The 23,225-nt window shown below is 69.5% G+C and carries 19 protein-coding genes and 1 tRNA gene; 4 read left to right on the top strand and 16 right to left on the bottom strand.

Annotation, left to right across the window (positions count from 1 at the left end; genetic code table 11):
* Window positions 1-3: 3 nt before the first annotated feature.
* The 8 genes from ABT171_RS27255 to ABT171_RS27220 all read right to left on the bottom strand — a co-directional run bounded on the left by ABT171_RS27255 (window position 4) and on the right by ABT171_RS27220 (window position 4,699).
* Window positions 4-177, bottom strand: a complete 174-nt coding sequence (locus ABT171_RS27255; RefSeq protein ID WP_116151156.1) for a hypothetical protein — start codon at window positions 175-177, stop codon at window positions 4-6.
* 211 nt (window positions 178-388) lie between these two features.
* Window positions 389-461 (bottom strand) — tRNA-Ala (locus tag ABT171_RS27250).
* Window positions 462-554: 93 nt separating this feature from the next.
* Entirely contained in the window at window positions 555-1,223 is a 669-nt protein-coding gene (locus ABT171_RS27245) for a histidine phosphatase family protein (RefSeq protein WP_351248233.1), read from the bottom strand.
* The gene (gene rsfS, locus ABT171_RS27240; RefSeq protein WP_351248231.1) at window positions 1,223-1,666 is read right to left on the bottom strand and encodes a ribosome silencing factor; all 444 of its coding nucleotides are present in this window, start codon (window positions 1,664-1,666) and stop codon (window positions 1,223-1,225) included. The genes ABT171_RS27245 and rsfS overlap by 1 nt, the downstream gene beginning before the upstream one ends.
* Window positions 1,667-1,766: 100 nt before the next feature.
* The gene (locus ABT171_RS27235; RefSeq protein WP_351248229.1) at window positions 1,767-3,485 is read right to left on the bottom strand and encodes an LCP family protein; all 1,719 of its coding nucleotides are present in this window, start codon (window positions 3,483-3,485) and stop codon (window positions 1,767-1,769) included.
* A 19-nt stretch (window positions 3,486-3,504) separates the two neighbouring features.
* Window positions 3,505-4,191, bottom strand: coding sequence for a nicotinate-nucleotide adenylyltransferase (nadD, locus tag ABT171_RS27230; RefSeq protein WP_503076788.1), 687 nt, complete (start codon window positions 4,189-4,191; stop codon window positions 3,505-3,507).
* Between the two features lie 56 nt (window positions 4,192-4,247).
* Window positions 4,248-4,412, bottom strand: coding sequence for a hypothetical protein (locus ABT171_RS27225; protein WP_351248225.1), 165 nt, complete (start codon window positions 4,410-4,412; stop codon window positions 4,248-4,250).
* Window positions 4,413-4,534: 122 nt separating this feature from the next.
* Window positions 4,535-4,699, bottom strand: coding sequence for a hypothetical protein (locus ABT171_RS27220; RefSeq protein ID WP_351248223.1), 165 nt, complete (start codon window positions 4,697-4,699; stop codon window positions 4,535-4,537).
* Window positions 4,700-4,800: 101 nt separating this feature from the next.
* Between ABT171_RS27220 and ABT171_RS27215 the strand changes: the two genes are divergently transcribed.
* Window positions 4,801-5,883: a M48 family metallopeptidase gene (locus tag ABT171_RS27215; RefSeq protein WP_351248221.1), complete on the top strand. Its 1,083-nt coding sequence runs from the start codon at window positions 4,801-4,803 to the stop codon at window positions 5,881-5,883.
* A 28-nt stretch (window positions 5,884-5,911) separates the two neighbouring features.
* Here the strand turns inward: ABT171_RS27215 and ABT171_RS27210 are convergent, their stop codons facing one another.
* The 8 genes from ABT171_RS27210 to ABT171_RS27175 all read right to left on the bottom strand — a co-directional run bounded on the left by ABT171_RS27210 (window position 5,912) and on the right by ABT171_RS27175 (window position 18,956).
* A complete protein-coding gene (locus tag ABT171_RS27210) occupies window positions 5,912-7,000 on the bottom strand; it encodes an SCO2583 family membrane protein (RefSeq protein ID WP_351248219.1) in 1,089 nt (362 codons plus the stop codon).
* A gap of 88 nt (window positions 7,001-7,088) precedes the next feature.
* A complete protein-coding gene (locus ABT171_RS27205; RefSeq protein ID WP_503076785.1) occupies window positions 7,089-7,652 on the bottom strand; it encodes an SCO2584 family spore wall biosynthesis protein in 564 nt (187 codons plus the stop codon).
* Between the two features lie 99 nt (window positions 7,653-7,751).
* Window positions 7,752-9,038, bottom strand: coding sequence for a glutamate-5-semialdehyde dehydrogenase (locus ABT171_RS27200; RefSeq protein ID WP_351248215.1), 1,287 nt, complete (start codon window positions 9,036-9,038; stop codon window positions 7,752-7,754).
* A gap of 128 nt (window positions 9,039-9,166) precedes the next feature.
* A complete protein-coding gene (locus ABT171_RS27195; RefSeq protein ID WP_351248213.1) occupies window positions 9,167-10,132 on the bottom strand; it encodes a phage baseplate protein in 966 nt (321 codons plus the stop codon).
* An 84-nt stretch (window positions 10,133-10,216) separates the two neighbouring features.
* The gene (locus tag ABT171_RS27190) at window positions 10,217-10,642 is read right to left on the bottom strand and encodes a DUF8830 family protein (RefSeq protein ID WP_351248211.1); all 426 of its coding nucleotides are present in this window, start codon (window positions 10,640-10,642) and stop codon (window positions 10,217-10,219) included.
* 120 nt (window positions 10,643-10,762) lie between these two features.
* Window positions 10,763-11,890 carry a glutamate 5-kinase gene (proB, locus tag ABT171_RS27185; RefSeq protein WP_351248209.1) on the bottom strand — a complete coding sequence of 376 codons (1,128 nt, stop codon included), beginning with the start codon at window positions 11,888-11,890 and terminating at the stop codon, window positions 10,763-10,765.
* Window positions 11,891-12,010: 120 nt separating this feature from the next.
* Window positions 12,011-12,511, bottom strand: coding sequence for a hypothetical protein (locus ABT171_RS27180; RefSeq protein ID WP_351248207.1), 501 nt, complete (start codon window positions 12,509-12,511; stop codon window positions 12,011-12,013).
* An 82-nt stretch (window positions 12,512-12,593) separates the two neighbouring features.
* Complete coding sequence (locus ABT171_RS27175) at window positions 12,594-18,956, bottom strand: RHS repeat-associated core domain-containing protein (RefSeq protein WP_351248206.1); 6,363 nt, start codon at window positions 18,954-18,956, stop codon at window positions 12,594-12,596.
* Window positions 18,957-19,450: 494 nt separating this feature from the next.
* On the opposite strand from ABT171_RS27175, the gene ABT171_RS27170 reads away from it, so the two are divergent.
* From ABT171_RS27170 to ABT171_RS27160, 3 genes are all read left to right on the top strand, one after another.
* A complete protein-coding gene (locus ABT171_RS27170; protein ID WP_351248204.1) occupies window positions 19,451-20,551 on the top strand; it encodes a phage baseplate protein in 1,101 nt (366 codons plus the stop codon).
* Between the two features lie 208 nt (window positions 20,552-20,759).
* The gene (locus ABT171_RS27165; RefSeq protein ID WP_351248202.1) at window positions 20,760-23,063 is read left to right on the top strand and encodes a bifunctional glycosyltransferase/CDP-glycerol:glycerophosphate glycerophosphotransferase; all 2,304 of its coding nucleotides are present in this window, start codon (window positions 20,760-20,762) and stop codon (window positions 23,061-23,063) included.
* Window positions 23,064-23,091: 28 nt separating this feature from the next.
* On the top strand, window positions 23,092-23,225 hold a 134-nt coding region (locus ABT171_RS27160; protein ID WP_351248458.1), incomplete at its 3' end, for a sugar phosphate nucleotidyltransferase.

Raw genomic sequence — 23,225 nt, 5'->3', positions numbered from 1 at the left:
CGATCAGCTCCAGCTGTGGCCGCAGGCCGTGCACACGTAGGAGATCCCGCCGTTGTCGCCGAGGACCTGGGCGACATGCGCGGAACCGCAGGAAGGGCAGCTCAGCCGGGTGGTCGTGTCCCGTATCAACGCCGCACCGAGGAGGTGGCCGCCCTCCTCAAGGATGCTCGCAGGCATCGCTACTCCCTCCCGTCGGGCCGCGCCCCCTTCCGGCCGTTTGATTCTGCCACGGCCGGAGCAATACGGTCAGCGACGCCTCAGTACCAGTCCGGCCACGGCTCCGGCCGGCGACGCCGCCACGGAGGTATACGCCCGCGAGGCGCGAGTGACTCAAGTGTCACGCACAAACGAAAGATCCCGTCCGGTTGGACGGGATCTTCGGTCACTGTGGAGCTAAGGAGAATTGAACTCCTGACCTCCTGCATGCCATGCAGGCGCTCTACCAACTGAGCTATAGCCCCTGGTGCTCCCCCCGGCCGGCGGGGCGAACAAGAAGAACTTTAGCCTGTGACCTGCCAGAAAGTGAAATCCGGGGGCCGGGAGCCTGCGGCGGCTCAGTCGTCGTCGCCGAGGACGGGCTCCGGAAGGGTGCCCGCGTTGTGCTCCAGCAGGCGCCAGCCGCGGGCGCCCTCGCCGAGCACGGACCAGCAGCAGTTGGAGAGCCCGCCGAGGCTCTCCCAGTGCTGGGCCTCCAGGCCGAGGAGCCGGCCGATGGTGGTCCGGATGGTGCCGCCGTGACTGACGACGACGAGGGTGCCGTCCTCGGGCAGCTTCTCGGCGTGCCGCAGGACGACGGGCGCGGCGCGGTCGGCGACCTCGGTCTCCAGCTCGCCGCCGCCGCGGCGGACCGCCTCGCCGCGCTTCCAGGCGGCGTACTCCTCCTGGTAGCGGGCGATGATCTCGTCGTGCGTCAGCCCCTGCCAGACGCCCGCGTAGGTCTCCCGCAGGCCTTCCTCGCGGGTGATGTCGAGGCCGGTGAGGGCGGCCAGCTCGGCGGCCGTGTGCGCCGCCCGCTGCAGGTCCGAGGAGATGATCGCGTCCGGCCGCAGGGAGGCCAGCAGCCGGGCGGCGCGGCGGGCCTGGCCGACGCCGGTCTCGGTCAGCGCGACGTCCGTGCTGCCCTGGAAGCGGCGCTCGACGTTCCAGGCGGTCTGGCCGTGCCGCCACAGGATGATGCGGCGACCCCGGCCCTTGCGGTCCGTCACCTCTCCGGTGGCGCTCATCACCACTCCCCGCCCGGTTCCTGCTCGGCCTCGGCGGCCTGCAGCCTGGCGTGCTCCGCGGCCTTGCCGCGGGTGGCCTTGGCGTCGGCGGGCAGCTCCAGCTCGGGGCAGTCCTTCCACAGCCGCTCCAGCGCGTAGAAGACCCGCTCCTCGCTGTGCTGGACGTGGACGACGATGTCCACGTAGTCGAGCAGGACCCAGCGGGACTCGCGGTCGCCCTCGCGGCGCACCGGCTTGGCGCCGAGTTCCTTCAGCAGGCGCTCCTCGATCTCGTCGACGATGGCCCTGACCTGGCGGTCGTTGGGTGCGGAGGCCAGCAGGAAGGCGTCCGTGATCGACAGCACATCGCTGACGTCGTAGGCGATGACGTCGTGGGCGAGCTTGTCGGCCGCCGCCTGGGCGGCGGTGTTGATGAGCTCAAGGGAACGGTCGGTGGCGGTCACTACAAAGCTTTCGGTCGGCGGTCACTGGACTTCAAGGGTCTCACGGACCGCCGCGCGCACCCCACGTGATTACGGCGGCACAGGGGTGCGCGGGCCCCGGTCAGGACGCGGCGGGTTTGTAGTCCTGGCCGAGGACGACCGAGACGTCGGCGCCCGAGGAGACGGTTCCCTTGCTCACGGAGCCGGCGGGCAGGCCGAGGGTCTTGGCGACCTCGGTGGCGTCCGGCTTGTGGGAGGCGTCCGAGTAGACCACCTTCGAGGCGGCCGTGGCACCGGAGGCGGTGCCGCCCTCCAGGAAGGTGAAGCCGCCGTTGAGGAGTGCCACGCGGGCCTTCTCGGTGTCGTCCTTCACACCGGTGGCGTTCTGCACGGAGACCCGGACCGCGGAGCCGGCGTCGGGGCTCTTGGCGGTGCCGCCGAGGATGTCCTTCACCACACTGTCGCCGGTCTTCGCGCTCAGGGTGCCGTCGGCCTGCACGGGCAGCAGGGCGGTCTTGTAGTCGCCGCTCTTGGCGAGGTCGGCGAGCCTGGCGAGGAAGGTGCCGAGGTCCTTGTCGGTGAGCGGCGGGTCGAGGATCTGGGCGAGGGTCTGCACGGTGACCGTCGCCGACGCCGGGTCGGAGGACAGCTTGCGCAGCACGCCCTGCATGACCTGGCCGAACCGCTCCAGCTGGGCGTTGGGCGACTCGCCGGGGGCGCGGTAGGTGGCGTAGGCGACGGCCATCTTGCCGCTGAGGGTCTGGGCGCCGCCCTTGTGGACGAGCGGCTCGGCGCCCTTCTTCTTGGCGTCCGGGTCGGGCACGTCGGTGTTGGTGTCCAGTTCGATGTTGCCGACCAGGTCGACGAGGTTCTGCAGGTAGGGGGTGTCGAGGCGCCAGGTGCCCTGGATGTCGGTGCCGAGGACGGTGTCGAGCTGGTCGCGGGTGCCGGAGGCTCCGTCGTCGTCCACCGACTTGGCGAGCGTGGTGGTGGAGCCGTCGTCGCCGCTCAGGGCCAGCGAGTTGGGCAGCAGCACGGTGCTGCCCTGCTTGGTGGTGGTGTTGTCGACCAGCAGCGCCGTGGAGGTGCCGCCCTTGCCGGTGTTGTGCAGGTGGACGACGATCACGTCGCGTTTCTGGGCGCCGACGGGCGTGGTCGCGCCGGGCTTGGAGCCGGCGGAGGACAGGCCGGGCAGCTTTCCGGCGTACCAGAGGTAGCCGACACCGCCGGCGGCGACCAGGGCGAGGACCACGAGGAGGGCGACGATCCGGCTGCGGGCGCGGCGGCGGGCCTCCTCACGGCGCTCGGTGCGGTTCTCGGTGAACTTCAGCCAGTCGATGACGTCCTCGGAGTCGCCGTCCGGCTCCTCGACGAACGCGAACTGCTCGGTGTGGTAGTCCCGTTCGCCCTCCTCCCGCGGTTCCTCGGGGTGCGCCGGGGCGTGCGGGTGCTCCACCGGCCCGGCCTGCTGCGGGATGGGGGCGGCCTGCTCGGTGACCCGGGGCTGCTGCCCGCTGCTCGCCGCCTGCCCGTAGGGGTCGTAGCCGGCGCCGTGCCGGGTGCCGGTGCCGTAGGGGTCGTAGGGGGCCTGGGAGCCGTACGGGTCGTCGTACGCCGGCGAGGGGCGGCCGGTGTCGTAGGAGGGCACCGGTGGCTGCTGACCGGTGGCGTAGGGGTCGTAGCCGTAGCCCTGCTGCTGGGTGTACGGGTCGTAGGTCGCCTGCTGGGCCTGCTGTGCCGGGACCTGCCGGTACACGGGCTGGCCGTACTCGTCGTAGCCGACGAGTTCGTACGGGCCGGCGCCGTAGCCGCCGTCGCCCGTGTCGTATCGGTCGTTCACCGGTGGTGCCCCTCTCGGCTCACTCGCCGCGGTACAGCTGGCGCTTGGCGATGTAGCGCACGACTCCGTCGGGCACCATGTACCAGATGGGGTCGCCCTTGGCGACTCTCGCACGGCAGTCCGTGGAGGAGATGGCCATGGCCGGCACCTCGACGAGCGAGACGCCGCCCTCCGGCAGGCCGCGGTCGGTCAGGTGGTGGCCGGGGCGGGTGACGCCGATGAAGTGGGCGAGGGAGAACAGCTCCTCGCTGTCCCGCCAGGTCAGCAGCTGGGCGAGGGCGTCGGCGCCGGTGATGAAGAACAGGTCCGTGTCGGGGTTGAGGGCGCGCAGGTCGCGCAGGGTGTCCACGGTGTAGGTGGGGCCGCCGCGGTCGATGTCGATGCGGCTGACGGAGAACTGGGGGTTCTCGGCGGTGGCGATGACCGTCATCAGATAGCGGTCCTCGGCCGGGGAGACCTTGCGGTGGGACTTCTGCCACGGCTGGCCGGTGGGCACGAACACCACCTCGTCCAGCTGGAACTGCGCGGCGACCTCGCTCGCCGCCACGAGGTGCCCGTGGTGGATCGGGTCGAACGTGCCGCCCATGACGCCGAGGCGTCGCTTGCCCGTGTGGGCGGGGCCGTTGCCCGGTCCGTATTGCGGGTGCTTCACCGTGTCGTCGGCGGACTCGTACGCCGGACCGGTAGGCATGTCCTGCTCTCCCATGCGTGCAGACCCTACCGGCCCGGCCTCGGGTGTCCGGCCGGGGACGGGGTCCCCGCTCAGCGGTCGCGGTTGAAGCGCGTGGTGATCCACAGCAGGAGCAGCAGGATGACCAGGGCGCTGCCGCCGGTGACGGCGGGGTTCAGGCTGTCGTGGTTTCCGCCGTGCGGCTCGCCCTCGGCGGCAAGGGTGACCAACTGGGCTGCGGCGCTGTGGAAGCTCATCTTCGGCAGGACCTATCGCGTGTGGGCGGGATAAAGATGTCGGCTCATCGTAAGCGGGCGGCGTCGCGGCGATCACGCCGACTCCTCCGTTGGGGAGGGCCGGCCGGAACTTACGGCCGCTGTCAGTCGTCTTTCCGCTTGTAGCCGCGCAGCAGGAACCAGGCGGTCAGTACACAGCCCAGGGCCATCACGATCAGGACGATGCGGAGCAGATTCCCCGAACCGTGCTGCTGGACGGCGCTCGCGGCGGCCTCGGTCAGCCAGGCGGCTGCGGGGTGGTGATCCATGAGTGGGCTCCTTCGGCTGTACTGCCCGTCAACGGTATCTCCGCCTAGGCTGGGCCCCGCCTCGGGGGCACAGTGGCACTCCTACGCACATGGGGGAAGACATGTCCGACGACGGCCGGCAGCACACAGGGCACGAGCGGGTGCCGAGCAGGCAGCGCAGGCGCTTCCCGGGGATCTCCTCGCGTGCCTACGAGCATCCGGCCGACCGCTCGGCCCTGGTCGCGCTGCGCAAGCTGAGCGGATTCGACACGGTCTTCAAGGCGCTCAGCGGGCTGCTGCCCGAGCGGAGCCTGCGGCTGCTGTTCCTGTCCGACTCGGTGCGGGTCTCCGAGCGGCAGTTCCAGCACCTGCACGACATGCTGCTGGACGCCTGTTACATCCTGGACCTGGAGAAGGTCCCGCCGATGTACGTCACACAGGACCCGCAGCCGAGTGCGATGTGCATCGGCCTGGACGAGCCGCTCATCGTCGTCACGACGGGGCTCGTGGAGCTCCTCGACGAGGAGGAGATGCGGGCGGTCGTCGGGCACGAGGTGGGACACGCGTTGTCCGGCCACTCGGTGTACCGCACGATCCTGCTGTTCCTGACCAGCCTCGCGCTGAGGGTGGCCTGGATCCCGCTGGGCAATTTCGCGATCATGGCGCTCGTCACGGCGCTCAGGGAGTGGTTCCGCAAGTCGGAGCTGTCCGCGGACCGGGCGGGGCTGCTGGTGGGGCAGGACGTCCGGGCCTCGATGCGTGGCCTGATGAAGATCGCGGGCGGCAACCACCTGCACGAGATGAACGTGGACGCGTTCCTGGAGCAGGCCGAGGAGTACGACTCCGGGGGCGACCTGCGCGACTCGGTGCTGAAGATCCTGAACGTGCTGCCGCGCTCGCACCCGTTCACCACCGTGCGGGCCGCCGAGCTGAAGAAGTGGGCCGAGTCCCGCGACTTCCAGCGGGTCATGGACGGCCACTACGCGCGGCGTGACGAGGACCGGGACACGTCGGTCAGCGACTCCTTCCGCGAGTCGGCGGCCAGCTACGCAAGCGATGTGAAGGCCTCCAAGGACCCGCTGATGAAGCTGGTCACGGACCTCGCGGGCGGCGCGGGCGACCTGGGTGGCCGGGTCCGCCGGGGCTTCGAGGGCTTCCGGACCCCGCCCCCGTCGAAGGAGGGCCCGGCGGACACCGCGGAATGAGAAGGCCGTCGCGCCGCGAACGCCCCCGCTACACCGTCGGCTGGGCCCCGGCGGCCAGCGTCCCGCACAGGGCCGTGGGGCTGTCCGTCGCGTAGGGGTCGGTGCCTGCGGGGCCGCCGGTGCGGGCCGTCTGGCCGGCCAGCAGGGGGCGGAGGTAGGAGGCGGAGTCCTCGGCGCAGGAGAGCGGGCCGGCCTGGAGGAAGGACGTGACCAGCTGGACCTGGTGGATGCGCAGGTCGTCGCGGGTGAAGCGGAAGGTCAGCTCGCGGCGGACGGTGAACAGGGCCACGGGCGCGTTCCTCGCGGCACCGGTGCGGCGCACGGCGTAGACGAAGGTGTGGTCGGCGGTGACCTCCAGCGTGCCCGAGTCGCTTTCGGTGGCTCGCAGGTCGCCGTGGACGCGGATCCTGTCGTCGGCGAGCCGGGCGCGGGACGGGTCCAGCCGGATCAGCCAGCCGGTGGGGGCGTGCCGGCCGTCCGCCGACGGGCGGCTGAAGCTCTGGTCGAACTGGTCGAGCTGGTCGGCGTCGATGAGGGACCGGACGGGGTGGACGTCACGGCCGGTGAGCACGTCGGGGTCGAGCGAGGAGCGGACGATGTAGTCCTTGGCGGTGGTGAGGGCGGTCACCACCTGGCTTTCGGAGAAGTGGGCCGTGCCGCGGGTGGCCGGCAGGGGTATGCCCTCCGCGCCGACGTCGTAGGGGGCAGCGGGGCTGTGCGCGTACAGGCTCTCGGCGGCGGTGGCCGGGGTGGCACCGGTGGCGCCGGGCACCTCGCCCGCCGGAGCGAGCGGGACCACCGTCATCCGCAGGGGCTCGACGGTGCGCCGGGCCTGCGGGGTGCTGTAGGGGTGACGGACGCCGATGTAGATGGCGGTGACGAAGGCGACGGCGATCAGCAGGACGAGGATCAGGACCTGCCGGGTGAGTCCGCGGTGCAGGGGCGGGCGCCGGCGGACGGCGGGCGCGTGGTCGGCCATCCGCTCCTGGGCGGAGTACTCCTGGAGGCGGGCAGCACGGACGAACGACTCGTCGAACACGACGGATCGGTACTCGTCCTCTCCACCTGCGGGGCTGCCTTCGGGTGCGCCCTCCGGTGGGTCTCCAGGCCCGCCCATACTTTCAGAGTAGGTCTCGGGAGCCTCAGGTAAACGCCCTGCTCCACGACAACTTCTGACAGGTGCTCACCAAGAGTGCGGCGGGTGTTCAGGGGGAGCGCGGGGTGGCGGAGGCCGCCGGCTGGGAGGTCTCGGCGGAGGCGGAGGGAGCGGCGGCGCTGCCCTGTTCGAGGCCGGTGCGGGCGGGTGCGGGTATCCCGTCACGGGTGCCGGCGGAGCCGCCCCGGTAGACGGCGGCGAAGGCCAGGGCGACCATGCCGATGCCCATCACGACGGCCAGCACCCAGGCCACGGGCCGGTGCCAGCGGACCTGCTTGCCGTACCCGCCGAAGTGGCGTTCGCCGAGGTCGTGGGTGTCCTCCGGGTCGTCGTCCGGATCTTGACCGAAATCGGTCCCCTCGGGGCCGTAGGCGTCGTCGAAGCGCTCGCCTCGGGCGTGGGCGCGGCGGGCCTCCGCCTCGGAGGCCTCCGCTCTGGCCTGTGCTGCGGCCAGGAGGCGTTCGACGGCGGTCGGCTCGTGGACCGTGGCCGCCTGTACGAAGGCCTCGTCGAAGACCACGGAGGCGAACTCTTCGTCCGACACCCCGTGGTCGTGGTCGTCGTCGGGCTCCCAGCCGTCCGAGAACGGCGTGCCCCCCACGTCCTCCGGCACGGATCCAGAGTAGACCTGGGGGGTCAATTTGGGCAGACGGTATGGAAATTCATCCGCCTGATGAGACGCGTTCCGGACGTGCGGCCGGACGGGTGAGTCTCAGGGGCGCACGTGGCCGTCGCCGGTGACGATGTACTTGGTGCTGGTCAGCTCGGGCAGGCCCATCGGGCCGCGGGCGTGCAGCTTCTGGGTGGAGATGCCGATCTCCGCGCCGAAGCCGAACTGGCCGCCGTCGGTGAAACGGGTGGAGGCGTTGACGGCGACGGTGGTGGAGTCGACCAGCCGGGTGAAGCGGCGGGCGGCCTGCTGGGAGGTGGTGACGATCGCCTCGGTGTGGCCGGAGGTCCACAGCCGGATGTGCTCGACGGCCTTGTCGAGGGAGTCGACGACGGCGGCGGCGATGTCGTACGAGAGGTACTCGGTCTCCCAGTCCTCGGCCACGGCCTCCACGACCGTCGCCTTGGAGTCCTCGGCGTAGGCCAGCACCCGCTCGTCGGCGTGCACGGTGACGCCGGCCTCGGCGAGGGCGTCGAGGGCGCGCGGCAGGAACGCGGGGGCGATGTCCTGGTGGACGAGGAGGGTCTCGGCGGCGTTGCAGACGCTGACCCGCTGGGCCTTGGAGTTGATCAGGATGTCGATCGCCATGTCGATGTCGGCCGCCGCGTCGACGTAGACGTGGCAGTTGCCGGTGCCGGTCTCGATCACGGGGACGGTGGACTCGTTGACCACGGTCTGGATCAGGGAGGCGCCGCCGCGCGGGATGAGGACGTCGACCAGGCCGCGGGCGCGCATCAGCTCGCGTACCGACTCGCGGCTCTCGCCGGGGACCAGCTGGACGGCGTCGGCGGGCAGCCCGGCGCCGCCGACGGCGTCGCGGATGACCCGGACGAGGGCGGTGTTGGACTCGTAGGCGGAGGCGGAGCCGCGCAGCAGGACGGCGTTGCCGGACTTCAGGCAGAGGGCGGCGGCGTCGACGGTGACGTTCGGGCGGGCCTCGTAGATGATGCCGACGACACCGAGCGGGACGCGGACCTGGCGCAGGTCGATGCCGTTGGGCAGGGTGGAGCCGCGGACGACCTCGCCGACCGGGTCAGGCAGCTTCGCCACGTCCCGGACGTCGGACGCGATGGCGCGGACCCGCTCGGGGGTGAGGGTGAGCCGGTCGACGATGGCCTCGCTGGTGCCGTTCTCCCGGGCCTTGGCGACGTCCTTGGCGTTGGCCTCGACGATCTCGCTGGTCCGGACCTCCAGGGCGTCGGCGATGGCGAGCAGCGCGTCGTCCTTCTCGGCCCGCGGGAGCGGCGCGAGGTCGGCGGCGGCGGCCTTGGCCCGGTAGGCGGCCTGGGTGACCGGGGACATCGAGTCGTACGGCGAGAGCGTGGTCATACCCGCAGGGTAGTGCGCCTGTGGACGGGGGCGGCAACCGTCCCGGGGGCCGAGACGGCGAGCCCCCCGGGGGACGCGCGGGCCCCGTGCCACCGGCATCCCCGGCGGCACGGGGCCCGCTCACAGGCTCAGACCAGCGCCTTCTTGTAGAAGATGTTCGAGCGGCGGTCGCCCGCGGTGCCGGAGGCGAAGCCGATGAAGAGGCGGGCCTGGCCCGAGTCGGTGCGGTAGACGGCCAGCCCCTCCGGCTCGCGGTAGGAGAGGCTCTCGCCCGCCTTGGTGGGGACCGGCCCCTGCTTGACGGCCCCCGAATTGAGGTCGACGCAGGTGATGCGGGTGTTCCCGGGCCGCGGGTTGCTCGCGGAGTAGGCGTTGCCCGTCAGGTAGTACAGGTACCGGCCGTAGGAGGTGTACCCCTGTGCGGTGCCCGGGATCGAGGGCTGCTTGAAGTACGCCACCGGGCTGCTGAAGTTGCCGGCGGAGGCCTGGCTCATCCGGTAGGCGGCGATGTACTTCGCGCCGTTCTTCTGGTGGCGGACGACCATGATGCCGTTCACCTGGTCGATGGAGCAGGTGAACTCCACGCCGCTCGACACCGGCCGGTACTTCCGGATCGCGGAGGAGGTGTGGGACAGCGAGCCGCCCCGCACGAACTTGAAGCGGCCGAGCCGGGTGCCGTAGCCGTTCCTGTTCGCGTCCACCTCCGTCCACAGCCAGCTGTCGCGGCCCCGCGGCTCGACACCGAAGGCGACGCCGTGGCCGAAGCCCGTCAGGTGCATGGCCGAGACGCGGTTGCCGGCGAAGTCCAGCTCGGTGATGCACAGGTCGCCGGACGTCTCGCCGCTGCCGTTGCGTCGCTGCGCGACGAAGAGGCGCTTGTTGACGCTGTCGAAGGCGAAGCCCTGCTGGACGGTGTCGTCGTGCAGCTGCCGCCCGCGGAACAGGTCGTAGGAGGGCGCGGTGAGGTCGAAGCGCGGCGAGGCGGCGATCGCGGCGGACGCCGTGCCCGCCCCGGCCCCCACGCCCAGCGCGGCGGCGCCCAGACCGCCCGCGGCCCGCAGGATCCCCCGACGCCCGATGGTGTGCTGCTCCATGGTCCCCCTTGTGTGGCGGTTGATAAGCGGAGACGCATGATCCACATGCGTCCCGCCGAACCTACCGGGCGGTCCGGGGGGCATTCAGAAGGGGTGGACGCCGACGGGAGTGGCGGGGGCGGGGCCGTAGCCCTCGGCGATGCGCTGGTGGTAGGTCTCGCGGTCGATGACCTCCAGGCCGACGATCTCCCAGGCGGGCAGTCCGGCGCTCTGCCGGTGCTCGCCCCACAGGCGCAGGGCGACGGCGGCGGCGTCGTGCAGGTCGCGGGCCTCCTCCCAGTACCTGATCTCGGCGTGGTCGGTGGCGTATCTGCTGGTCAGGAGGAAGGGGTGGTCGTGGGCCAGCTGCTCCAGGGCACGGCGCAGGTCCGGCAGGGGGACCTGCTGCCCGGAGACGCTGAGGGTGACGTGCCACAGCCGGGGCAGGTCCTTGGGCTCCTCGTAGGCGTCCCCGGCCGCGACGCTCGTCAGAGCACCGCGGGTTGTCACCCCAGGGCGCACTCGTCTCACGACGGCCTCCTTCACCCAGCACTCGGAAACGTGTCCTGACACAAAGTTGAGCAGGCCCTACGGCACCGCGGGGCGGTTTTACGGAACGTCCCCCACCGGGAGCCGTCGTTACGTCCCGTTTTACGAGTGCAGCAGCACCAGGTCGTCCCTGTGTACGACCTCGCGTTCGTACGCGGGACCCAGCTCCCGGGCCAGCTCGCGGGTCGAACGCCCGAGCAGCCGGGGAATCTCCTTGGCGTCGAAGTTGACGAGGCCGCGGGCCACCGCGCGGCCCGCCGTGTCGCGCAGCTCCACGGGGTCGCCTGCGCTGAACTCCCCCTCCACGGCGGCGATTCCGGCGGGCAGCAGCGACGTGCGCCGCTTCACGACGGCGTCCACCGCGCCGTCGTCCAGGATCAGCGCGCCCTGCGGGGTGGAGGCGTGCTGGAGCCACAGCAGCCGGTCGGCGGAGCGCTTGCCGGTGGGGTGGAAGTAGGTGCCGGTGTCGGCTCCGCTCAGGGCGTCCGCCGCGTGCACGGCGCTGGTCAGCACCACGGGGATGCCGGCGGCGGCGGCGATCCGGGCGGCCTCGACCTTGGTGGCCATTCCGCCGGTGCCGACGCCGGCCTTGCCCGCGCTGCCGATCTCGACACCGGCCAGGTCCCCGGGCCCCCGCACCTCCGCGATCCGGGAGGTCCCGGGCTTGCCGGGGTCGCCGTCGTAGACGCCGTCGACGTCGGAGAGGAGGACGAGGAGATCGGCGTGGACGAGGTGGGCGACGAGGGCGGCGAGGCGGTCGTTGTCGCCGAAGCGGATCTCGTCGGTGGCGACCGTGTCGTTCTCGTTGACGATCGGAAGGGCACCCATGGCGAGGAGCTTGTCGAGGGTGCGGGAGGCGTTGCGGTGGTGGGCGCGGCGGCTCATGTCGTCGCTGGTGAGCAGGACTTGGCCGACCCGGACGCCGTAGCGGGCGAAGGAGGCGGTGTAGCGGGCGACGAGCAGCCCCTGGCCCACACTGGCGGCGGCCTGCTGACGGGCGAGGTCCTTGGGGCGGCGGCGCAGGCCGAGCGGGGCGAGACCGGCGGCGATGGCGCCGGAGGAGACGAGGACGATCTCCTTCTCACCGCCGCTGCGGCTCTTGGCGAGGACGTCGACGAGCGCGTCGACACGGTCGGCGTCGAGGCCGCCCGCGGCGGTGGTCAGCGAGGAGGACCCCACCTTGACGACGATCCTGCGGGCCTCGGGTACGGCCTGCCTTGCCCTTGCCACCGTGCTGTCTGTCCCCTCGCGTAGGTCCGGCTGCCTGTGCGGCAATCTACGCCACCCGGCCCGGACGGCGCCCACGCGCTCACGACGTGGACGCCCGCACCCCGCGGGGCGCCGGCCTGCTCACCCGGAACAGACGACCTCTACGTAGACGTCGGCCCGAGCCGGGGAGTCCTCGTCCACGAAGACCGTGAAGTCGAAGTTCCCGCGAGTTTTCGAACCCGCTTGGTATTTCTTCACCCGTGAAAGGTCACTTCCGCTCCAGTGCGCCAGATCGGCGAAATCGTCGCGCACGTCGTAGGCGGCGAGAGGCACTACTCCCATGGACGCGAAGTAGGAACCGGTGAGGCGTCGCGGGATGGAGAACTTGAAATGCGCCTGCCCAGCCAGTCCCCCGCCCTTTCCATCGGCGCACCGATAGACCGTGCCGGCCTCTTCGGGAAGGGCGACCCGCCAGGCTCTGGCGTCATGCAGAGCTGCCACTCGCGAGGATTTCGAGCACTGTCCGCCGGCCGGGGAAGCGGAACGATCGTGGCATGCGGAGAGAAGGAGGCACAGCACCCCCAGGAGGGTGGCGACAAACTTGGTTCCGGCGCCCGTCCGCCCACTGCCGATGACCTTCATCCTTCACTCCACGCACTCTAGTTGCCGGCAAGCCCGGTGCGGGGCCACGCGGTTGTGGCCCCGCACCGAGGAATCCGAGACGTCAGTCGAATTCCTTTTGGTACCCGTTGCACCAGTCGGTGTGTCCGGTCACGATGAACTCTCTGGCCATGCCGACCTCATGCAGTCGGCCGAATTGCCCGAGGTCGAGGCCGTGCACCTTCTCTCCGTAATCGAAGTTGTACGCCTTTCTGACTTCAATGGAGTAGCTGATGCTTACGACGTTCTTGCCGGCGCGGTCGACGGACCGGTTCCCGGTACCGGTGATCCTGAACTGGTAGCCGCGCATCGCGTAGTACAGGTCCTCGTCCTCGTTCTTGGGGATGACAGCGTTCTTCCACAGGCTGTCGACCTGAACCGTCTTCCCCTTTGTTCCCGACACGAGTTTTGCCGCGAGTTCACTCAGCGCGTCGTTGATCTTCTTCTTGCCGGTCTTCAGGCTGAGCAGTTTGGCCATGATGGCGTTGTCGAGCTTGTAGTCGTCACCGGAGCGCTGCAGGTAGTGCTCAGCCATGGATGCGGCTACGCCGTCGCCGAGGGTCTGCCAGCCGGCGATGACGAACGCGAGCTCGATGCCGGCCTTTTCATCTCGCCAGCCAGGCTTCTTGGATCCGAAGTCCCCTGTGTTCTTGTAGTCGCTGGGGGACGGGTCGCCACTGCCCTGAACCGTCGTCGTGTGGTCGGGGACCCCGTCGCCGTTCTGGTCGTTCTTCGGGCACGCGGGCGCATTGTATGCCTCGCCGCACATCAATCGCAGACCCGAGGGATCGCTGTACGAAACGGGGTTGTCGTCGCTGTAGCTGTAGGCCGAGAGGTTCTGCGGGTCGTACGGGTCGGACAGCTCGTCCGGGCTGAGGAAGCGGCCCAGTGTGCTGTCGTACATGCGCGCGCCCAGTACGGAGAGCGATGTGCTGTCGTCCTCGGGCTTGCCGAGGAAACCGCGGTCCAGGCCGTCCGGAAGGGCGCCCCCGACGTTGCGCTGCCGCCCGAAGGGGGTGTAGCGCCGACGCGTGATCACGCCTCCCATGGTGATCAGCAGCGAAGCGGAGGCCTGGCCGTCGTCCAGAAGCCAGGTCAGCTTGCCGTTACCCGAGTCCACACCCGTGCGCATGGCCACCGTTGTGCCCGCCGCCGAATACAGGCGCGTGGCCTTGACCACCCCGTTGACCCGGTGCAGTTCGTGGTCTTCGAGGTAGAGGACGTTCTCCTTCGGCGAGGTGCGCAGCAGAAGGTTTCCGTCCGTGTCGTACACGTAGGCCGACACGTCGTCACCCGTCGGCTTGTGCTGGGTGATCCGGCTGACACGGTTCTGGGCGTTCCAGTCGATCGTCGAGCTGACACCGTTGACCGTGCGCGTGTGCATCTGTCCCGCGCCGGTGTAGGTGAACGTGTCGGATCCGGCCTGGGTCACCGCGTGCGGGTGGGCCTGGCCCGGCGTGTACGCGGAGCCGCCGGCACCGTATCCGGGGTAGGTGTAGTTCTTCGTGGCCGTCCCGCCGGCCGTCGTGTCCGTGACGGACTTCAGGTTGCCGAGTTCGTCGTAGGTGTACGACTGGTCGTACGGGTCGAGGCTGCTGCTGAGATCGTGCGCGGCCGCTCCCGAACAGCCGTCGGTGGCCTGCGTCGTCCACGCACGGGTGAGCCGGTTGAGCTCGTCGTACGCGTAACACTCACTTTGCTTCGCCACGCCGTCCGTCACGCCCGTGACCTGGCCGCCCAGGTCGCGGGAGTAGGAATCGTCCTGCGCGACCGTGTTGGTGCCGCCGGCGGTCACCGTTGTCTTGACGCCGGACAGCGCGCCGCTCCCGTTCGCGTCGTCGAAGGAGTACGCCCGGTTCACGGTGGCGTCCGCGCCGCCGCTCGCGCCGAAGGCACGGGCGTTGAGGCGACCCAGGCGGTCGAAACCGATGGACGACTGGTAGGTGGCCAGTGCGGACGACAGCTTCGACGGGAGACCCTGCGCCGTGTACGTGGTGGTCACGGTCTCCGCGGGAAGGTGGCCGGTGGCGGCATCGCCGACCTCCGGGTAGCTCACCGACGTCATGTGGTCGGCGAGATCGTAGCCGTAGGTGAACTTGTAGGAGTTGGCGAAACCGGAACCGTCGTCCGGGATGACGTACGTCCGGCCTGTGATGCGCCCGCGGGAATCGTAGCCGGTGACCGTCTGGGTGTAGGCCTTGCCGTTCGCATACGTCGTGGAGGAGGCCAGTTCGCCCACCCCGCCGCCGGCGCTGTCGTACGTCAGCTCCGACAGCGGCGTGGACCCCTGGGAGACCGTCCGGAGCCGCTGCAGCGCGTCGTACTGGTACGTCAGCTGCGTGCTGTTCCCGTCGGTGGTCGTAGCCACCTGGCCGTTCTCGTCGTACGTGGTCGAGGACGATCCGGCGTCGGGGTCCTGCGTGGTCAGCCGGTCCCCCAGCCAGTTGTAGGTGTAGCCGGTGGTGTTGCCCTTGGCGTCGGTGATCTGCTTCAGGTGCCCGCTGCGGGTGTACTCGTACGACGTCGACTGGGATCCGTTCGGGCCGTGCTCGACGACCTTCGTGGTCTGCCCGAAGACATCGGTGTAGGTGTCGGTGCGTTCCCCGGTGGCCGGCACCGTGGTGGTGTGGTCGCCGTAGTAGTACGTACGGGTGTGGCCGGCCGGCTGGGGCGTGCCGTTGACCAGGATCTGGGTCTGCGTGGCCCGGCCGGCCCAGTCGATGACCGGGTCGGTGTAGGAGGGGAGGACATCCACGGTGGGCAGCACCATCCCGGAGCCCGCCGCGCTGGAGTTGTAGAAGGGCGCGGAGGTCCCGGTGACATTGCCGGACGTGTCGTAACGGGTGGAGACCACGGTGCGGCCGGTGCCGTCCGGCGCCGTCGACTGGGTCTCACGGGTGCGGCCGAGCCCGTCGATGTACTGGTAGGACGTCAGCCACGTACCGGACGACTGCAGGACAGCCGTTGTCGTTCTCGCCGGACCGTTGATCGCATCGGGCACCCCGTCGCTGTTGGTGCCGGTGGGGAGGACGTAGGTGAACCGCATGGACGGATCGCCACTGGGATAGTCGGCGATCTCCGTCGGCTTGAAGATCTGGCTGTAGCGGCCCACCGAGTCGTGGACGAGACGCGTGGTGCGCCCATTGGCGTCCACGATCATGTACGGCGTCCCCCACAGACGGGAGTACCAGGTCGTGGTGGTTTGCGCCGTGGCGGCGCCGCTGCCGTCGGGGTCGGGCGTGGTGACCTTGACGCCGTCGGTGGGCCAGGTCGTGTTCGGTGAGTAGGTCGTGGTGGTCTTGTTGCGCTTGCCGTCATAGGTGGCGACGACCCGGCCGGCTTGGTCGTAGTCCGTCCAGGTCTTCCGTGCGTGCGCCGGATCGGCGTCTGTGTACGCGTCCCTCTCCGTCGCGTCACCGTCGACCAGGGCGGCGTCGTTGTTCGCGACCGACGTCGATCCGTCGTACAGCGTCACCTTGTAGGAGTCCTGGTTGGCCGAGGAGCGGTCGGCGCAGTCGGCGTCGTAGTGGCGTTCCTCGTCCTGGAAGACCATCCAGCGCTTGACGTCGGAGTTCGGGAAGTTGGACGTGTTGTAGGCGCGGCCGTAGGTGGTGCACCGGTTGTCGTCGACGTTGACCTCGCCCCAGTCGTTGGTGCGCAGGGGCAGACCGTAGGTGGTGCTCGTGGAGGAGGTGTCGTCGTACTCGTCCTTGACCACGTGCTCGCGCCAGCCCGTGGAGGTCAGGTCGTCCGTCGTGGTCTTGCTCTCGCGCACGAAGCGCGCGTCGGGCAGGCCGTCGTACTGGGCGGTGTCATGGACCCAGTACTCCTGGCGGACGCGCTGGTGCGAGTTGCCGTCGCCGTCGCGCTTCGAGTACTCCAGGGTCTTGCCGGCCAGCCAGGCCGAGTCGGTCCAGGAGGTGCCGTAGCCGTCGGTGACCGAGGCACCGCGGGTGGCGGAGGTGTCCGTCTTGGAGGTGCGGTCGCCGTCCAGGCCGCGGTAGAGCCAGTAGTACGTGGAGGCGGCGTTGCTCTTGGTTCCGGTGAAGACCTCGACCTGCGGGTAACCACGCCATTCGGACCAGGTCTCCTCGGAGTCGGAGATCAGCGGGTCGTTGGAGAACCGCCAGCCGGCCCCGCCGTGGTACTCGTACCGGGTGGTCATGACCGGGTCACCATCGGTGTTGGCGCCCTGTCCCACGCCCGGGTCCACGGAGACCTGGGTGACCAGGAACTTCTTGAACCAGCCCGTCTTCGCTGCGGAGTCGCCCTCGGGGGTCCACTTCTGCCAGAAGCAGTCCTCGGTGTTCGAGGACTCGCTCGGCAGGTTGTTGATGTCGCAGGCGTCGGGCTGGCCGTAGGTGACGCTGGTGACCGAGCCGAGGTCGCCGTAGACCTTGTCGACCCGGCGGAAGTTCAGGGTGGAGGAGCCGACCTGGTTGTCCAGCCACTCACCGTTGAAGTTGATGACCGGCAGGCGCAGGTCGGGGCCGTCGCCGTAGCCCTCGCGCTGGACGTAGTCGAGCCAGAGGGTCTTGCCGACGGTGCCGTCGGGGTTCGGCAGGCCGTACTTCATCTGGTACTGCATCGCCGGGTCCCACGTCGTGCCGCCGTCGTCGCTGACGTAGGTCTTGATGTCCCACAGCATGTCGGTGGTGAAGAAGGTGGGGTAGTACGTCTTGCCCGCGCAGTAGTTGTCCGCCGAGGTGCCGTCGCACATCAGGTCGGTGGGCACATCGGGGTACGAGTCCGGGTTGGCGGAGATGCCCGGGCAGGCGGCGGGCTCGTGGCCCAGCGGGTCCGCCTCGCTCATCCGCTCCACGCAGCGACCGACATGGCTCAGCTCCACCTTGGCGGGCAGCTTCGCACCGCTGATCTGCGAGGCCCAGCCGTACTCGATGCGGGTCAGGTAGCCGGCCGCGTCGTACGAGCGCGCCTTGTCGGTGTTGATGACCGAGCGGTAGTGGTTGGTGGCCTTGTCGTAGAAGTAGGCGTTCTCGACCTCGTTGGGATCGACCACGCGGTCCAGGTTCCAGCGCCAGGCCTGGGTGCACGGCTCCGGGAACTGGTCGTGGCAGGGCTCGCCCGTGTCGTCGCCCGCCACCGGGACGGTCAGCACGGAGTGGGTGGCGTCACCGGTGCGCTCGGCGCGGCCCCAGCCGAAGTAGTAGCGCATACCGTCCTGGGAGGAGATCACCCAGTACTCGTCGTCGGCGCCGTGGCCGCCGGCCAGGTGCTGCACGCGCCAGCCCGGGTCGTCCTGCACGTGGTACGACCCGGTGCCGTTGCCGTCCTGGACGAGGGCCGAGTTCACGCCGTTGAGGCTGATGACGTACTCGGCGCCGTCCGGCTCGGTGCTGTGGTTGGGCGACTGCCAGCACAGATCGCCGACGGTGTTGTTGACGTCCTGCGAGCAGTTCTTGTATTTGCGCTCGATGTAGCCGACGTTCAGGTCCCAGCCCATGCCGGCCCAGGAGGCCTGGTTGTTCGTCGCCGATGTGCGGCCGTCCACCGACTGGGAGTCGTACGACAGCGACAGGTTCGGCGTGGCGCCGAAGGGCGCCTTCGGCAAGGTGATGGGCAGGTCGTAGGTGAAGTCGCCGGAGCCGGTCGACACGTCCCACTTGCCGGTCGGACTCAACGTCGACGCCCGGTAGTCACCGGTGTCCGAGGACGAGCCGGTGGTCAGCGCCGTCACCGTGGACGTGGTGGCCGCCGACATCATCGGCATGCCGGACGCCGGGGCGCTCGTCGTCGCGGCGGGGTCGGCGTCGGCGTACACCGTCGCCGTCAGCCTGCCCGTCTTCGTGTCGTTGTGGAGGGGCAGGTAGCGGCGGATGTCCGGGGAGCAGCCGCGCTTCTTCGGTGTGGTGAGCGCGCACGCGGGCATCTGCACCAGGCGCAGCCGGGAGGCGAAGTCGCCGCCGTAGGCGTACTCGAAGGCGTGGTAGTCGAGGGTGACGCCGACCGGTCCGGGGGCGGGCTTCCCGTCCTTGCGGGTCAGGCGCAGCGCCATGCCGACGCCGCCGATCGCCTTGCTCTTCGTGCGGTCCAGGACCTGCACGTCGACGTCGCCGGGAGTGCCGCCGGACGGGGAGAAGCCGAGCTTCCCGCCCTCGGCGACGGCGTCCTTGGCCGCCTTCTGGCCGAGCGCGAACGCCGACTGCGGCGGCAGTCCCGCGGCGCGGACCTGCGCCGCTGTGGGGGTCCGGACCGACACCACCGCGGACTTGGCCGCGGCGCTGCCGGCCGAGGCGTCGACGACGGCGCCCGACGGCGACACGGCCAGGGAGTGTCCGGCCCGGGCCTTCGCGAGGTGGACCCTGGCGGTCACCCCCTTGGGCCAGGCGACCTTCGGCGCCTTGGTCATGGTCTGCTCCGCCTGCTGCTCGGGCACCTTGCCGCCCCTGCTCGCCGGCACGCTCACGGTCCTGTCCCTGGGCTTCGCCACCGCAGCCGACGCGGCGAACGCCGGCGTGGACAGGAGAGCGGACAGCAACGCACTGGAGACCGTTACGACGAAGCCGCGTCTGTAGGACGCACGTATCACGAACCCCCACCCCTCTGGCCGAATATCGACCACAAACGGTCACAAAGAGCGGGTCCGCGGCACGTAGACAGCACAAAGCCAACACAGGGCGAACACGCGTTGGCGGAGATTAACCAGAAACTTAATCATCTCATTCCCGGCAAATCTCATCGCTATCCGTCAAACATCACCGGCGCCTTGGCGGAAGCTTTACGCCGTCATGACCAACGGAATATCCGATTCCGTCATCCCTTCCGCGATCGATTCCCGGGTGCTTTAATGACCGGCCAGCAATCCAGCCAGCTCCCCCTTGGCACGGCATGTCCTCTTTGCCCGCCAAAGGCGCGGACATCGGCGCTTTTCTCTTCTGGTCTTGGGGGGTTTCCATCGCCATGCTCGATCGCAGACGGTTTCTGCGCACAGGAGGCGCCGTCGTCGGCGCGGCGGCCGTTCCGCTCGTCGCCGTCGGCGCGGCCGAGGGTGTCGCGCATGCCCGGCGCCCGTCCTCCCAGGCCGACGTCACGCCCGGTTCGGTCACCGCGAGCAAGCGGTTCGACCTGACCGACCCCTCCGACATGCTCCTGCGTGAAGTGCAGCTGACCGGCACCCGTGTGCTGCAGTCCTTCGCCTTCGACAACACGCGCGGGCACGTCTTCACCGTGCAGCTGGTCGACGGCGGACTCCAGCTCCCCGGAGAGACGCAGACGTACTCCGGCGCCGACCGCGAGGCCAACGGCGACCTCGCCCTGACCCGGCTGGACCTCTCCGGGAACATTCTCGGCACGATGTACCTGCGCGGATTCGGGCACGGAGTGCAGATCGGCGTCGAATCCACCACGTCCGGCTCATTTCTGTGGACCGAGACGCACAACATCCGCACCGCGAATTCCGACGGCACCTATACCGGCTGGGGCGACCGGCTCGCCCGGTTCGAGTTCGCCAACGGGTCGGTGCTCACCGCGGACTCCTCCGCACTGACCCAGTACACCTTGGAAAGCGGCGTCGACCGCACCACCTGCGCCATCGACCCGGTCAACAACCGGCTCGCGGTCCGCTGCCGCGTGAACGGGGTCTTCCGCTTCCGCCTGTACGACCTCGCCGCCTTCAAGTCGGGCGGCAGGACCACCCTCGCCGACGTCGCCCAGCCCGCCGACCTGCAGCCCGGTTACACCGACGTCTTCCAGGGGTTCGCGAGCTACGGCAGCTACCTCTACCTGCTGGCCGGCTCCGCCTACGGCAGCAACGGCTCCGTATCACCGGACGGCAACACCTATATAACGACTGTGGACTGGAACACCGGCACGGTCGCGGAGCAGAAGCTCACCAAGGCCGCCTCGTCCCTGCTCTACCGCGAGCCCGAGGGCATGGCCATCCAGATCCCCGACCCCGCCAACCCGTCGGCGCTGCGGCTGTGCAGCGGCTTCGCGTCGTACACCTCGGACACCGACCAGAGCAAGCGGGCGAGCATTTACTACAAGGACGCACTGGTCTGATAGGAAGACCGGGGGACGCCGGGGTGAACCTTGCCACACCCCGGCTGACCAGCGATGGACGGAGCGAGGTAAGAACATCCCACCAGTCGCGTTGGGGTAGGCTTAAATCAACGTTAACCTCGCACTCCTTGTGCCTTCTCGCCTCCCGTCCCGCTGTCCGGCAGCGGGACGCGGTTGCGTCTGAACCGACAGTCCAGGAGCCCCAAGCATGCCCCTCGCGAATGGAAGCGCTTCGCCGAAAATAAGCGTGGTTGTCCCGGTTTACAAAGTTCAGGGGTATCTGCGCGCGTGCTTGGATTCCATCCTCTCCCAGTCCTTCGAGGACTTCGAGATCGTCGCCATCGACGACCACTCCCCCGACTCCTGCGGCCGCATACTCGATGAATACGCCGCCCTGGACAACCGCGTCATACCCGTGCACTTCGAGGAGAACCGGGGCATCGGAAAGGCGCGGGACGCCGGTGCACTGAAGGCGCGCGGTGAGTACATCCTCTTCCTCGACAGCGACGACACCCTCGCCGAAGGCGCGCTGCAGGCGATAGCCGACCGCCTCGACGCCACGGACAACCCCGACATCCTGCTGCTCAACCACGTCCGCACGTACTGGAACAACCGCGTCCAGGCGAGCGCCGCCGGCGAGATGCTCATGGCCGCCGGCACGGACGTGTTCACGGCCCTGGAGCGGCCCGAGTACCTCAACATGTTCGCCGTGGTGTGGAACCGGGCGTACCGCCGCGAGTTCTACGTCGACGAGCACAACTTCACCTTCACCGACGGCATTTACGAAGACGCGCTCATGGTCTACAAGACCATGCTGACCGCGGAGCGCATCGCCGCCACCGACCACGTCTGCGTCGAGTACCGCCAGCGCCGCCAGGGCAACTCCATGCGCACGCCCGGCCGCAAGCACTTCGGGATCTTCGAGCAGTACGCCCGGCTCTTCGAGTTCCTCGACGAGAACCCCCACACCGAGCCGGTGCGTCCGCTGATGTTCGAGCGCATGGCCAGCCACTTCCTGTTCACCCTGGCCCGTGAGGACCGCATCGTCCCCAAGGACCGGGCGGAGTTCTTCAAGCTGGCGGCCGCCCAGTACAAGCGTCTCAAGCCGAGGGGCTTCGTCCTCCCGGAGGGCTCGCAGGGCACCAGGTTCCAGCTGCTGGAGCGCGGTTCCTACACGGCGTACGCGGCGGTGATCGCCGCCGGCAACACCCGTCGCGAGGTGATCAAGCGGGCCACCAAGGTCAAGACCAAGCTCGGCAAGACCGCCTACAACCGGCTCTACCAGCTGCATCTGCGACGCCCCGTCGACGAGAACCTCGCGGTCTACGCGGCCTACTGGAACCGCGGCGTCGCCTGCAACCCCGCGGCCATCTACCACAAGGCGAAGGAACTCGCCCCGAACGTCCACGGCGTGTGGATCGTGAAGCGCGACGCGGTGGACACCGTCCCGCCGGGCGTGGACTACGTGGTGGCGAACTCCCCCCGCTACTGGGAGGTCATGGCGCGCGCCAAGTACCTCATCAACAACGTCAACTTCCCCAACAACTTCGTGAAGCGCCCGGAGCAGGTCCACCTGCAGACGCACCACGGCACCCCCCTCAAGCAGATGGGGATCGACCAGCAGAAGTACCCCGCCGCCGCCAAGGGCATGAGCTTCGCCAAGATGCTGGAGCGGGCCGACAAGTGGGACCTCAGCCTGACCTCCAACCAGCACTCCACGGAGATCTGGGAGCGGGTCTACCCTTGCGCGTTCGAGGCGGTCGAGTACGGCTACCCGCGCAACGACGTCTACTTCCGGGCCACCGCCGAGGATGTCCGCCGTATTCGCGGTGAACTCGGCATCGAGGAGGGCAAGACCGCCATCCTCTACTGCCCGACGGTGCGCGACTACCAGAAGGGCTACGTGCCCCGCATCGATCTGGAGCGGTTCTGCCGCGAGCTGGGCCCCGACCACGTCGTCCTCGTGCGCACCCACTACTTCTACGGCGCCGACCCCCGGCTGGAGGCGCTGCAGGAGCGCGGCCTGATCAAGGACGTGTCGCGGTACCCGGTGGTGGAGGACCTCTGCCTGGCAGCCGACGCGCTGATCACGGACTACTCCTCGATCATGTTCGACTACGCCTGCCTCGACCGCCCGATCGTCACCTACGCCGACGACTGGGAGGTCTACCGCAAGGCCCGCGGCGTCTACTTCGACATTCTCTCCGGCGAGCCGGGCGAGACCCCGGGCGCGACCGCGACCACCGAGGACGAGCTGATCGAGGTCTTCCGTTCCGGCGCCTGGAACAGCGCCAAGGCCGCCGAACTGCGGACGGCGTTCCGCGAGCGGTTCGTGCAGTTCGACGACGGGAACGCGGCGGAGCGCGTGGTGCGCCGCCTGTTCCTCGGCCAGGAGCCCACCCCTGCGGTGCTGCCCCTGGAGGAGCGGACTCCGGCACCCGCGCCGGCTGCTTTCGCCAAGGCGCGTATTCCGCAGCAGCCGACCGGCGAGCGTGGCCTCATCGGCGCCTGACGTGCAGAACGAGAGAGACGAGCACCACATGGTTTCCCGCCCCACCATCTCCAAGGCCGTCATCCCGGCGGCCGGTCTCGGTACCCGGTTCCTGCCGGCGACCAAGGCCACTCCCAAGGAGATGCTGCCGGTCGTGGACAAGCCGGCGATCCAGTACGTGGT

It is taken from the genome of Streptomyces sp. NPDC001851 (assembly GCF_040297165.1).
In the GTDB taxonomy this organism is placed as follows: Bacteria; Actinomycetota; Actinomycetes; order Streptomycetales; family Streptomycetaceae; genus Streptomyces.
Note: the sequence above shows the minus strand (reverse complement) of the source record. Positions and strands in the feature narration are given on the sequence as shown.